Below are 13,021 nucleotides of genomic sequence, written 5' to 3'. Positions count from 1 at the left end.
GGCGGGACGGTTCCGGCTGCCGCGCTTGCGTCGTGAACTCGCTGTCGTTGATGATGTCCCCGCGGTAGGAGGGCAGCGTCGCCCCATCCTGCGTTTCGACGTCGGAGGACCGCGGCTTGGCGAACTGGCCGGCAATGCGCCCTACCTTCACCACCGGGCAGGCAGCGGCATAAGTGAGCACAACCGCCATCTGAAGAATCACGCGAAAGGTGGATTCCACCGGCTCCTGACCGAACTCGTCGAAGCTCTCGGCGCAGTCACCGCCCTGCAGCAGGAAAGCCTCTCCCCGCGAGACGGCCGCCAGGCGTTCGCGCAGCTGCGAGATCTCGCCGGGAAATATGAGCGATGGCAGGCCTGCAATGCGCCGCTCTGTTTCCTGGAGCGCACGCGTATCGGGATACGCCGGCATCTGCAGCGCAGTGCGACCTCGCCAGGAGGATGGACGCCAATCTTGCCGATGGGACATCGAGGGAGCTCCTATTTCGGCCAACCCGACAAGAGCGTCTCGTGCCGGCCATTTTGTGTCGATCCGTGGTTCGAAGTTACGACGCTCTCCCCCTCCGAGCCACGCCCTCTTGTATTGCCCCCGGATTCGCAGTGGCAAAGCGCCATCGTAGCGTTGCCACATCCGCGTGGGGTTTCTTGACGAATGGATCGCGCGGTGCCTTGGGATGCGCCGGTGCCAATCACCGAGTCACACACACCGCGTGCAAGGATCGATCGCCCCGCCCTGCTATGCCTTCTTTTCCACAGCGCGGAGCTTTTCGGTCAACGCTGCGAGCCTGTCACGCAGGTCCCCACCTTCATCTCGGCTCAAACTGCATGCGTTCTCAAACTGGCTGCTCGCTTCCTCGGCCTTGAGCTGCAACGCGCGCCCCTCAGGCGTCAGTTTCACAACGAGATTGCGTTCGTCTTGCGGGTCGCGTCCGCGCGTCAGGAACGATGCTTCTTCCAAGCGCTTGACCAACGGAGTCACCGACCCCGAATCGAGCCCGAGCCGCTCAGCCAGATGCTTGAGCGAAACACCATCGTTCTCCCAGAGCGCGAGCATGACCAGGTATTGCGGATAGGTGATGCCAAGCTCGGCAAGCAGAGGCTTGTAGCTCTGGAGCATCGCCAGCGAGCTGGCGTAAATGGCGAAGCAAAGCTTCTGGTCCAAGGTCGGGAACTTCGTATGGCCCGAGTCTCGGGCCTTCTTGCTGGATGCAACAGACATGCTTTCCTCTAAATCCTGAAGACTGAAGGCTATCAAACCGGATCGATCGGAAGTGCCCCTCTGCCAATGGCAGGGGGCACGCCCGAGGCGATGCACGCTCGCTCAGCCCGGTTGCTTCCCGGCGATCTCCCGTGCCGCCTTCTCGATGATCTCGGCAACGGCCTCCGGACGCGAAACGTACACGGCATGACTTCCGGGCACTTCAGTGACGCTCGAGCCGGCGCGCTGCGACATCTGTCGCTGCGCAGGTGGCGGAATCATCTTGTCGTCCTTGGCCACCAGGTACCAGCTCGGCTTGGTGCGCCATGAGGCTTGCGTGACGGCGCCGCCCAGAGCCTCCACGCCCCACGGAACCTGCGAAGCAGCCATGAAGCGGGCGCGTTTTTCACCCACGTCAGCGGCGAACGAGGCTGCAAACTTGGCTGGGTCGAGGAACAGGAAACCATCCTGCGGCGGCAGGATGGGCGGCACGGGCGCGCCGGGAGGCGGATTCTTGATCAGCGAGGCCACCGATTCGCCCTTGTCCGGCGCAAACGCGGCGACGTAGACCAGGCCCTTGACCTTGGGATCGTTGCCGGCCTCGGTGATGACCACGCCGCCGTAGGAGTGGCCGACAAGCAGGACCGGGCCCTTCTGCGCGGCGATGGCGCGCTGGGTGACCGCGACGTCGTCGGCCAGCGACGTGGTCGGGTTTTGGACGACGGTGACGTTGTAGCCGTCCTTGCTGAGGATGTCGTGCACGCCTTCCCAGCCCGAGCCGTCGACGAAACCGCCGTGGACCAGAACGATGCTCAATGCGATGGCAGTCATGATGAGTTCTCCTAGATGGATGAAGTTGAAGAGGAAATGTGGTCTTGCCACGGGGATTAATGTAGCGCGCTAATGATTAGCGCGCTACTTAAAAGATGTAACGCCTTGTTTTCATGCTGCATCGCCTTCCAGACCGTGTCGAAATTTGCTTCGGGATCGACGATGAAGACTTTTGGGCTTGTGGCCGTCAGTGGCTCGCTGAATTGGCCAATGGCTAAGTTCTCGGTTCATACCGCGTCGCCACCGCCCCTGAGCTGAACTCCAGCCGGCTCACGAGCTTCAGGTCGATATGCTTCGATAGTCCCGCAAACAGTGTTGGCCCGTGCCCCGTCAGCCTGGAATGCACCACGAACTCGTACTCATCGATCAATCCGAGCTCCGCCAAGGCCAGCGGCAGCTTCACGCCCCCCACGAACAGTCCCTTGCCGGGCTCCCGCTTGAGCTCTTGAACAGCGCTCTTGAGATCGCCGCGCACGAGCTCTGCGTTCCAATCGACTTGGGTCAGCGTGCTCGACACGACGTACTTCTTTGCCGCGTCGATGGTGTGGGCGAAAGGTTCCATCCACGCGGGCATCCAGTCAGGCCTCACGCCCGTCCGCGCCACCGGCCGCCACGCCTCCTCCATCATTTCGTAGATCACTCGCCCGAACAGGAGCGCATCGGCTCGTTGGAGGTTCTCGATCGCGTGACGATGCAACTCCTCGTCCGAGGCCATTGCACGATGATCGCAGCACCCGTCCAAAGTGACGTTGATCGAATACCGAAGAGGTCGCATGGCGCAAAGATACCGCCGATGAGGCAGGCCAGCAAGGTGAGCCCGCCGCTTGAATGGGTGGCGCAGACCTGTTCGYGACCCATCTCATGCACAGCCTGACGAAAGCATCGGCTGCAGATCCTAGGCAGACTTGAGTTGATCCGGATCCACCGGCAGCCTGCGCACGCGCTTGCCGGTCGCGGCGAAGATCGCGTTGGTCACGGCCGGCGCCAAACAGGACGTGCCGGGCTCGCCCATCCCGCCCGGGGGCTCGGCGCTTGGAATGATGTGAATCTCGATCGCCGGTGCCTCGTTGATGCGCAGCACGCGCACGTCGTGAAAATTCGACTGCTCGATGCGGCCATTCTTCAACGTGGCCTGGCCGTAGAGCGCGCCGGAGATGCCGAAGATCACCGCGCTCTGGATCTGGGCGTGAACGGTGTCCGGATTGACGATCACCCCCGCATCCGTGGCGCAGACGACGCGCCGCACCGCGACGCTCCCGTCCCGAGCCACCTCCACCTCGGCCACCTGTGCCATGTACGTGCCGAAGGCGAACTGCACGGAAAGGCCGCGGCCCTGGCGCTCTCCCATGGCGCGGCCCCATTGCGCCTTGTCGGCGGCCAACTGCAGCACGGCGCGGGCCCGCGGGTTTTCTTCGAGGAGCGCGAGCCGGTAGCTCAGCGGGTCGGCCTTCGCCGCGGCGGCAAGTTCGTCGATGAAGCTCTCGACGACAAAGATGTTGTGGGTCGGCCCGACGCCGCGCCAGAACGCGGTGGGAATCGGCGGCTCGTGGTTCACGTACTCGATCAGCACGTTCGGCAATGCGTAGGGCGGCTTCACCGCACCGTCGACCGTCTCGGGATCGAATCCATTGTTGTAGGCGGCGGGCAGCCAGCGCTTGAGGATCGAAGAACCGGTGATGCGATGCTTCCAGGCCACCGGCCTGCCGTCCGGGCCGAGGCCGGCGCTCACGCGGTCATAGAAGTAAGGACGGTACATGTCGTGCTGGACGTCTTCTTCGCGGGTCCAGATCACTTTCACCGGGCCGTCGACGTTCCGGGCGATCTGCACCGCGCGGGTCACGCTGTCGAACTCCAGGCGTCGACCGAAGCCGCCGCCCAGAAGATGGTTGTGCACCGTCACCTTGTCGAGCGGAAGGCCAGTGACGGCCGCCGCGGTGGCCTGGGCACGCGTCAGCACCTGACTGCCGACCCACACCTCGCAGCTGTCCTTGCGCACATGCACGGTGCAATTCAAGGGCTCCATGGCGGCATGGATCAGGAACGGCACCTCGTAGACCGCCTCGAGCCGTGTCGCCGCGCCGGCCATCGCCTGGGCGTTGTCGCCTTCGCTGCGGGCGACCGCGCCCGGCCGTTGCGACGCTGCCTTCATCGATTCGACGATGTCCGCGGTGCTCAGCCTGGCGTTGGGACCGTCGTCCCACTCGATCACCAGCGCCGCGAGGCCCTTCTTCGCCGCGCCCATGTGGTCGGCGACGACCGCGACACAGTCGTCCAGCCGCACGATCTGGCGCACGCCGCGGACCGCCTTGGCCTTGCGGTCGTCGACGCTGCGCAGTCGCCCGCCGACCACGGGCGACTGCGCCAGCGTGGCCACCTTCATGCCGGGTACCTTCGCGTCGATGCCGAACACCGCCGTGCCGTTCACCTTGGCCGGCGTATCGAGGCGCCTGGCGGGCGTGCCGATCAGCTTGAAGTCCGCTAAAGGCTTCAAGACGACCTTGTCGGGCACCGGCAACCGGGCAGCATCCGCGACCAGTGCGCCATACCTGAGCCGCCGCGCGCTCGGCGTGTGGACGACCTCGCCGCGTTCGGCCCTGCACGCCGCCGGGTCCACCTTCCAGCGCTGCGCGGCGGCCTGGACCAGCAGCACCCGCGCTGTAGCCCCGGCCCGGCGCATGGGTTCGAATGCACCGCGGATGGCCGTCGACCCGCCGGTGCTCTGAATGCCGAACAAGGGGTTCGCATACAGCTTGTCGTTCGGCGGCGCATGCTCGAATCGCACCGTCTGCAGATCGACCTCCAGTTCCTCCGCAATCAGCATCGGGATCGAGGTGTAGGTGCCCTGTCCCATCTCGATGTAGCCCATGATCACGGTCACCTGGCCGTCCGGCGCGATGCGGATGAAGGCGTTGGGCGCAAACGAAGGGCCACGGACGCCCTCTGCGGCCTCGGCCAGATCCGGTGCGCCAGCGATGGCTACGCCCACCAGCAATCCGCCGCCCAGCGTGCCGGCGACGGACAGGAATTCGCGCCGCGACAGGTCTGCGCGCGCCTCGTTCATCAAGCGATCGAAGATCATGTCAACCGGCCTTCACGTTCGCGGAGAGGGCGAGTGCTGCCTGTTTGATGCCGGAACGAATGCGCAGATACGTGCCGCAGCGGCAGATGTTGCCGCTCATCGCGGCATCGATGTCGGCATCGGTCGGCGTCGCATTCTTCGTCAGCAGCGCGGCGGCCGACATCAGCTGGCCCGATTGGCAGTAACCGCATTGCGCCACCTCCAGTTGCAGCCACGCCTTCTGCAGCGCGCGGCCGACCGGCGTGCCGGCCAGTGACTCGATGGTATTGACGTTCGAGCCGGCCACCGATTGCAGCGGAGTGACGCACGACCGTGTGGGGACGCCGTCGACGTGCACCGTGCAGGCGCCGCACAGACCCATTCCGCAGCCGAACTTCGTGCCCGTCATGCCCAGCACGTCGCGCAGCACCCAAAGCACCGCGATGTCCCCGTCTACCGTGGTCTCGACCGGTCTGTTGGTTCCATTGACCTTCACGTGGCGGCCTCCTTGACAAAGTGCCCGAGCCGGAACTCGGTTTCAGGCGATGAACTTGTCGCCGAACATCGGCAGCCCACTCTTCGACTCGGCACGCGTCGCCTCGTCCTGCAGCACATCCCAGTGCTCGGCCAGAACGCCGTCGGCGATGCGCAGGATGTCCACGCCGATCCAGTTCACCGGACGGTGTTCGCCCCAAAAGCGGCCGTGGACCATCACGAAGTCGCCCTCGGCCATGATCAGGCCCGGCTCGTAGCGCAGCGACGGCGGCAGGCTCTTGATGAGGTTGAACAGGCCGTCCCGGCCCGGCGCGATGTGCGCGCTGTGCTGGACATAGTCCGGCGACCAGTAGTGCTCGGCCTTCGCGTAGTCGCGCTGGTTGAACAAGGCGTCGAACGCCGCGAGGACCAGGGCCTTGTTCTTCGCGATGGATGGACTCATTGCAGTTCTCCGGACATGCGCCTCGATCGCCGACGAACCGGGCACCCGAACCTACTTCCGCGCGAGCGGGATCTGCAGGTTCGTCGGCCTGTTTTCTTCCTTGTCGAACCCGCGGCCGTCCACATTGCGCGCGCCCCAGAACAGCATGTCATGGTTGAGGTAGACGAGGTCGAACTCCATGAAGTTCTTCCCTTCGCTCAACCCGAACGGCGGGAATGCCTTGCCGAACACGCTTTGCGTGTCGTTGACTTGCCACTTTCCGTAGCCTTTGCCGGCGACCTGATTCAGCAGGTCGGCAAACCCCTGAATCAGTGGCGTCACCTCGTATCCCTCGTCAGCAACGAAGTCCACCTTTTGCGCACCTGCGGCGATCGGATGAGGTCCGCGCCACAGCATGTGACCCCGAATGACGAGACGGGCCAGGGGCACCGCACCGTTCGGGTCTGCCGAATTGACGACCTTCAGTTCGAATCGATCTCCGGCCAGGTACTTGAATTCGCGCGTCAGATAGAACGGCTTGAGCGTGCCGTCGGCGTTCTTGCTGGCGCTGGGGCGGATTTCCGGGGCGATGCTCGCCCAGTCTCCGACGAGAGCCTCTTTGATCTGATCCACATTCATGACGATCTGCCTTTCGGGATTGCCGGGGGGCGAGTGGGTCGTGGAAGCACAGGCTGCGAGCGTCAGCGCCAAGGCGAGCGACAGAAAGGGCGAAAAACCTCGTGTCCACATCGGGATTGATTCCTCACCCGCGAGTGCACCGGCAAGCGAGCAGAAAATTTGCCCGGCCTGACCTGCATGCAGTGCGGTCCACGAACTATGGAGCGGGGGCGCCCTGCACCGTTAGCCCAAATCGGCAAACCGACGCGCGCTCCCTGTCAAGGCTATGCCTCGCCGCCACGAAACACCCCCATGACGCTCAAACTGGACGTATTCGACGACTTCCACGTGCATGGCGCTTCGGCGCCGGAGTGGAACCAACGTTATCTGCAGCTATCGCCGGGGACCATGCGAAGTTCGCTCGCCGAAGTGACGACGGACAGCATTCATGTCTTTCGCAAATGGTTGAGTGAACGGGTGATTCAACAGGGCTGTCTGCCCAACGGCAAGATCTGCTTTGCGGTCCCGCTGGGGAAGCTCGCCGGAACGTCCCGGATGCAGGGGCACGAAATTCACGCGGACAGCATCTTCGTTCTTCGCAGCGGCGACGAGTTCACGCTGCAAAGGCCCGAAGGGATGGAGTTGATGGCGGTGACGTTCGAACTCGACGACTTTCGTCGCTTGCTGGACGAACGGCCGTGGGCACCCGGCGCTCTGAGCCTCCTGTCCCGCCCCGTGCTGCGAGCCCCCGGCGGCGCGATGCAGCAATTGCGGCACGGCCTTCTCTCGTTGTTCGATGAGACATCGACCGCTCATCCATTCGAATCGGAAGCGGTCGAGGATCAACCGGTGTCCAGCGTCGTGTTCGATGCGCTTTGCGAGCTTTTCAACAGCGCCGCCGATGCGCGGCAGTTGGCCGGGAGCGCATCGGCCGGTTTCATCGTCTCGCAGTGCCATCGGATGGTGGAAGCTGGCGGGAATTCACCACCGAGCGTCGAGGAACTGTGCCTGCGCCTTCGTACGAGCCGGCGCACGTTGCAGGACAGCTTCAGGCAAGTCGCCGATTCAACGCCAGTGCACTATCTGCGGTGCGTCAGGCTGAACGCCGTACGTCGGCAATTGATGTCGACACGTGCGGTGGACCTCAGCATCGCGCAGGCGGCCGAGGACAGAGGATTCAACCATCTGAGTCACTTCGCGGCACGGTACAAGACATTGTTCGGTGAATTGCCGTCACAGACCATGCGAACCGGCTGAAATGCGAAGGGTGCTCAGCGGGGGATTTCCAGCAGATGCTGGGTGGCGACATGAAGGCCTCGCTCGTTGTCGGCGCCCGCGAAGTGCGGCTGATTGCCGCGCCGCTCGCCGCCGGGCCGTCGCCAGCGCGGCCAGCTTCTCATGCCGGTAGCCGCACCGCCGCAGCGACGCCTGGCGGCCACGCGGCGCGCCGGCTGCGGAACTCGGGGATCTCCACCATCCCCTTTTCCGCCGCGATGCTCGCCGCCTCCGTTCGCGACGACGCGCCGAGCTTGGCGAGGACGCCCTTGACATGCGTCTTCACGGTCCCGACGGCAATGCCGAGCTGACGCGCGATGGTCTTGTTGCACTGGCCGCGCGCCAGCAGCCGCAGCACCTGGTCCTCGCGCGAGGTGAGCTGCTCGCCCGCGAGGCCTGCGGTCATGCGGTGCGCGACCTCGGGGCACACGTACGTCGCGCCCTGGGCGAGCGACCGGACCGCCAGGACCAGCTCGTSGGGCGTGCAGCTGGAGAGCACCAGGCCGTCGACACCGGCGCGCAGCGCCGAAGCGGCGGCGCACTCGCGCGCGCGCGGGGCGATCACCAGGATCTTCGAATCGGCCTTCAGCGACGGGAGCCCGGGCTCCGCGCCGCGCTGCGCCAGCCGCAGCCCGGACGACCAGTCCGTCACGACCACGTGAACGCCGGGGTCCGCCACCGCCGCCAGGCTCTCGGCCATCCAGGCCATCCCGGCGCCAAAGAGCGTCGCGCGCACGCCGGCCCGCAGCAGCGGCTCGGCCAGCCAGACCAGAACGTTCACCGGTTCAAAGGTGCGATTCCACATGGCATCTCCTTCTCGATCGGCGACTTCGCCGCTCTGGTGGAGATGCTCGGCACATGGCGCCCGTCGGTCCAGTTAGATGTTGTTGGCACCGGACTCCCCGGGACCCATCCCGCGAAGCCCGGTACGCGGGCCCCTGCCCCCGCCTTACTGCGGCTGCGGCTTGGCCAGCGCCGCCTTCTCGATGATCGACGCCACGGCCGACGGCTTCGATTCGTACACGGCATGGCTGCCGCGCGACTCGACCACGGTGGCGCCTGCGCGCTTGGACATGAGGCGTTGCGCAGGCGGCGGGATCATCTTGTCGTCGGTCGCCACCAGGTACCAGCTGGGCTTGCCCTTCCACGCGGGCTCCGTGATCTCGCCCGTCAACGCCTCGACACCCCAGGGCACCTGTGCGTTGGCAAGGAACGCCGCCCGGTCGGCCGGCAGGTCGCCGGCGAAGGAACTCGCGAACTTCACCTTGTCCAGCATCAGGAAGCCGTTGACCGGCGGCAGGATCGGCGGCACGGGAGCGCCCGGCACGGGATTCGAGGTCAGCGTCTTGACGGACTCGCCCTTGTCCGGCGCGAACGCGGCGATGTAGACCAGGCGGGAAACCTTGGGATCGTTGCCGGCTTCGGTGATCACCGCGCCGCCATAGGAGTGGCCGACGAGGACGACCGGGCCCTCCTGGGCGTCCAGCACGGCCTTCGTGGCGGCCACGTCCCCGGCGAAGGAGATCGTCGGGTTCTGCACGATGCTGACGTTGAAGCCCTTGGCCTTGAGCAGCTTGTAGACGGGCTCCCAGCCCGCCCCGTCGACGAAGCCGCCATGGACCAGCACCACGTTGTTGATGCGGTCGGTGGCGGCCTGCGCGGCCGGGCTGGCGGCCATGATGCCCAGCACGAGCGGGGCGGCGAACAGGGGAGCGAGCAATGCACGGGTCTTCAGTTTCATGATGACGAACTCCAGAGTTGAGGGGGTTGGGCCCGCCGCCGGGGAACGGTGGCGCTGGCCTGCATGCATCGTCGGCGCCGGACGGCGCGATGGCGCCTCTCTTCGCGGCTACCTCCTTGGGGGTGGTCTCCCGGCCCGCCCTCACACCGCGCCATGCGCGGCCCTAACAAGATCTAACGCGCAACGCCCCCGCGATCGCGCAAGATGGCGCGAAGGCCTTGCAGATCGAACCATGGACACTCCTTCCGACTCCGGCACGCCGGAACTTCCGCCGGACGCGAACCGCGTCGTCAACGACTTCATCGCCGCCGTCAACGACGGCGATCTGCGGGCCGTGATCGGCCTGTTCGCCCCGGACGCGCAGGTGAACGATCAGCTGCGCAACTTCTGGGGGATCAACGCCATCTGCGAATGGCTCGAGCGCGAGATCATCGGCGAGCGGGTCCATATCGAGGCGGTGAATGTGCGCCAGCACTACGACGTCGTGATCCTCGCCGCGGAGCTGCGTGGCGACTTCGCGGTGGCGGGCATGTCGCAGCCTGTCATCGTGGACATCTACTTCACCATCAAGGACGCAAGGATCGTCCGCCTCCAGTTGCTCATGGTCCGGGACGACGACGAGGGAGCGGACATCCGGAAGGTCCCATGAGGAGCCAGCCTCGCCTTAGAATTTGCCGCCTGGTCCACGCCTGATCTTCCATCGTGAATCGCCCTGCCGCCCCGCCCGCCGCCCGGTGGCAAGCCACCTTCGGGCCGTTCTCCCTGTCGCCCGACGAACGCCTCCTGCTGCGGGACGGCGTGCCGGTCCGGCTCGGCGGCCGGGCCCTCGACCTGCTCGTGGTGCTGGTCGAGCACGCGGGCGCCGTCGTCAGCAAGAAGGACCTGCTCGCACGGGTGTGGCGCGACGTGGTGGTGGACGAAGGCAGCCTGCGCTTTCACATGCATGCGGTGCGCAAGGCGCTGGGCGACGGCGTGGCGGGCACGCGCTACGTCGTGAACACGGCCAACAAGGGCTACACCTTCGTCGCCGCCGTGGAGCGCCTGAGCACAGGGGCCGAGGTCCGCGCGCCCACACCCCCTCTCGGCTCGGCACTGCCCGCACTCGGCTCGGTGATCGTGGGACGGGACGGCGACATCGACGCCATCGTGGCCAACCTGCTGAAACGACGCCTGGTCTCGGTGGTCGGCGCGGGCGGCATCGGCAAGACGACAGTCGCCATCGCCTCGATCCAGGCGGCGGCCGAGCACTTCGAGCGCGACGTGCACTTCGTGGACCTCGCCCAGGTCCATGCCATGGGCTCCATCCGCGCCGCCGTGGCCCATGCGATCGGCCTGCAGAACGGCCAGGACGAACTGCCGCTCATCGCCGCCCATCTGGCCGAACGCAAGTCGCTGGTCGTGCTGGACTGCTGCGAGCACGTCATCGCGGCCGCCGCGGAGCTGACCGAATGGCTGTTCCGCCACTGCCCCTTCGTTCACATCCTCGCCACCAGCCGCGAGGCGCTGCGTGTCGAGGGCGAGTTCGTCTACCGGCTGCCGCCGCTGGCCTTTCCCCCGCCGGGCGAAGGCGCGAGCGCCGCGGCGGCGCTGGCCTACCCCGCGGTCCAGCTGTTCGTGGAACGCGCGGCCGCCAGCGGCGCGGGCTTCGAGCTCAAGGACAGCGACGCGCTGCTGGCCTCGCAGCTGTGCCGCGAACTGGACGGCATCGCCCTCGCGATCGAGCTGGCCGCGGGCCGCATCGAGGCGCTGGGCCTGCAGGCCATCACTTCGCATTTCGACGCCAGCGCCAAGCTCATGTGGCACGGGCGGCGCACGGCCGTGCCGCGCCACCAGACCCTCGGGGCGACGCTCGACTGGAGCTTTCACCTTCTCGCCGAAGATGAGAAGCGCCTGCTGCGCCGACTCTCGGTATTTGCCGGCAGCTTCGCGCTCGATGCGGCGTTGGAAGTCTGCTGCTTCGACCGCGAACCGTCAGAGGGTGTCGAGCTGCTGGCCGGGCTGGTCTCGAAGTCGCTCGTCAATGTCGATGCGGGCGGGGCGGCTCTGCGCTACGGGATGCCGGACACGACGAAGTCGTACGGCTGGAAGCGGCTCGAAGCGAGCGGCGAAGCCCAGGCCCTGGTCGAGCGCTTCTCGCATTTCTACGGCCGCTGGGCCACGCAGCAGGCCGCTCAGGCGCTCACCAAGGAGGCACTCGACACGGTCCGGCTGGAGCTGCCGAACCTGAGCGCCGCGATGGCGTTCGACTTCCGCGACGAAGCGCAACCGGCGGCGGCGGTCGAGCTGGCCGCCTCGTTCTGCCCGTTGCTGCTCCAGTTGTCGCTGCTGAAGGAATGCGCGCGCTGGGCGCAGGCCGCGCTGGACCGGCTGCCGCCGGAGGTCGTCGGCTCTCACGCCGAGGTTCGCCTGCGCGGCGCGCTGGGACAGTCGCTCATGTTCATCGGCGGCGACGGCGACGAGGCCGACACGGCCTTTCGCCGCGGCATCCAGGTGTCCGAAGACCTGAAGGACCCACGCACCACGCTGCATCTGCTCAACGGCCACGCCCTGCTGCTGCACAGGGACGGGCGCTTCACCGAAGCGCTCACGACCGCGCGCAAGGCCGAGTCGCTGCTGTCCGCGCTGGACGACCCGGAGTGCCGGGCGATCGTCGACTCGCTGATGGGCGTGGCGCTGCATCTCGTCGGCCACGTCCAGGAAGCCATGGGCCACTGGCAGCGGGTCGCACGCTACGGCGCGGGCTCGTCGACCGACACGACCTCCCGGCTGGGTTTCGACTACTACATCCGCGCGATGTGCGGCGTAGCGCGCAGCCTGTGGCTCACGGGGCACTACGCCGAAGCGGTCGCGGTGGCGAACGAAACGATCGCGAAGGCGCGCGACTCGGGCCACGCGGTCACCTACTGCATCGCCCTCATCTGGGCCGGCTCCGTGCATGTCTACCAGGGCAACGTCCCGAAGATCCGGGAGCTGGCCGGCACGGTCGAGGCCGTGGCCAGGCGCCACTCGCTGACGCCGTATCTCAGCATCGCAAGCGCGACGCGCGGGCAGATCATGGTGATCGAGGGACGCCCGGCCGAGGGCGTGGAGCTCATCCGCCGCGCGGTCGAAACGCTGCGGGTCAGCCGCTACGAAATGGTCACCACCGTGTTCCTGACCGCCATGGCGCGAGGCCTGTCCGACCTGTCGCTGCACACCGCGAGCCTCACCCTGTGCGACGACATCGCGCAGCGCATCGAGACGGGCGGCGACCGGCTGCGCCTGTCCGAGCTGCTGACGACCCGTGGGCGCGTGCTGGTGGCCGCGGGCCGGCCCGAGGAGGCCCGTCAGAGCTATCTGTCGGCCATTGCCGTGGCCCGGTCCCAGGACGTGAAGCCCTTGCAGGTG

At 66.4% G+C, this 13,021-nt stretch carries 12 protein-coding genes and 1 pseudogene; 3 read left to right on the top strand and 10 right to left on the bottom strand.

Annotation, left to right across the window (positions count from 1 at the left end; translation table 11 throughout):
- From AC1D2K_RS17080 to AC1D2K_RS17045, 8 genes are all read right to left on the bottom strand, one after another.
- Positions 1-409 (bottom strand): 3-deoxy-7-phosphoheptulonate synthase (locus AC1D2K_RS17080; protein ID WP_478090025.1); only part of this gene is annotated, 409 nt, incomplete at its 3' end.
- A 324-nt stretch (positions 410-733) separates the two neighbouring features.
- A complete protein-coding gene (locus AC1D2K_RS17075) occupies positions 734-1,159 on the bottom strand; it encodes a MarR family winged helix-turn-helix transcriptional regulator (protein WP_478090024.1) in 426 nt (141 codons plus the stop codon).
- 159 nt (positions 1,160-1,318) lie between these two features.
- Entirely contained in the window at positions 1,319-2,026 is a 708-nt protein-coding gene (locus tag AC1D2K_RS17070) for an alpha/beta hydrolase (protein ID WP_478090023.1), read from the bottom strand.
- A 214-nt stretch (positions 2,027-2,240) separates the two neighbouring features.
- Positions 2,241-2,801: a dihydrofolate reductase family protein gene (locus tag AC1D2K_RS17065; RefSeq protein ID WP_478090022.1), complete on the bottom strand. Its 561-nt coding sequence runs from the start codon at positions 2,799-2,801 to the stop codon at positions 2,241-2,243.
- Between the two features lie 120 nt (positions 2,802-2,921).
- Positions 2,922-5,105, bottom strand: coding sequence for a xanthine dehydrogenase family protein molybdopterin-binding subunit (locus AC1D2K_RS17060; protein WP_478090021.1), 2,184 nt, complete (start codon positions 5,103-5,105; stop codon positions 2,922-2,924).
- Position 5,106: 1 nt separating this feature from the next.
- Complete coding sequence (locus tag AC1D2K_RS17055; protein ID WP_478090020.1) at positions 5,107-5,580, bottom strand: (2Fe-2S)-binding protein; 474 nt, start codon at positions 5,578-5,580, stop codon at positions 5,107-5,109.
- 42 nt (positions 5,581-5,622) lie between these two features.
- On the bottom strand, positions 5,623-6,021 hold the full coding sequence (locus tag AC1D2K_RS17050; RefSeq protein WP_478090019.1) for a nuclear transport factor 2 family protein: 399 nt from the start codon (positions 6,019-6,021) through the stop codon (positions 5,623-5,625).
- 51 nt (positions 6,022-6,072) lie between these two features.
- Positions 6,073-6,711 (bottom strand): hypothetical protein, encoded by a 639-nt coding sequence (locus AC1D2K_RS17045; protein ID WP_478090018.1) that lies wholly within the window; start codon positions 6,709-6,711, stop codon positions 6,073-6,075.
- A 105-nt stretch (positions 6,712-6,816) separates the two neighbouring features.
- Between AC1D2K_RS17045 and AC1D2K_RS17040 the strand changes: the two are divergent.
- Positions 6,817-7,854: pseudogene (locus AC1D2K_RS17040) on the top strand (helix-turn-helix domain-containing protein); the annotation flags it as partial.
- Positions 7,855-8,014: 160 nt separating this feature from the next.
- Here AC1D2K_RS17040 and AC1D2K_RS17035 read toward each other — a convergent pair.
- Together AC1D2K_RS17035 and AC1D2K_RS17030 are read right to left on the bottom strand one after the other, a co-directional pair.
- Entirely contained in the window at positions 8,015-8,698 is a 684-nt protein-coding gene (locus AC1D2K_RS17035) for a LuxR C-terminal-related transcriptional regulator (RefSeq protein WP_478090017.1), read from the bottom strand.
- 144 nt (positions 8,699-8,842) lie between these two features.
- Positions 8,843-9,634: an alpha/beta fold hydrolase gene (locus AC1D2K_RS17030; RefSeq protein ID WP_478090016.1), complete on the bottom strand. Its 792-nt coding sequence runs from the start codon at positions 9,632-9,634 to the stop codon at positions 8,843-8,845.
- A gap of 232 nt (positions 9,635-9,866) precedes the next feature.
- Between AC1D2K_RS17030 and AC1D2K_RS17025 the strand changes: the two genes are divergently transcribed.
- Entirely contained in the window at positions 9,867-10,283 is a 417-nt protein-coding gene (locus AC1D2K_RS17025; RefSeq protein WP_478090015.1) for a nuclear transport factor 2 family protein, read from the top strand.
- A gap of 53 nt (positions 10,284-10,336) precedes the next feature.
- A partial coding sequence (locus AC1D2K_RS17020) for an ATP-binding protein (protein ID WP_478090014.1) occupies positions 10,337-13,021 on the top strand: 2,685 nt, incomplete at its 3' end.

Source organism: Variovorax sp. P1_H12_2 (assembly GCF_056405335.1).
Note: the sequence above shows the minus strand (reverse complement) of the source record. Positions and strands in the feature narration are given on the sequence as shown.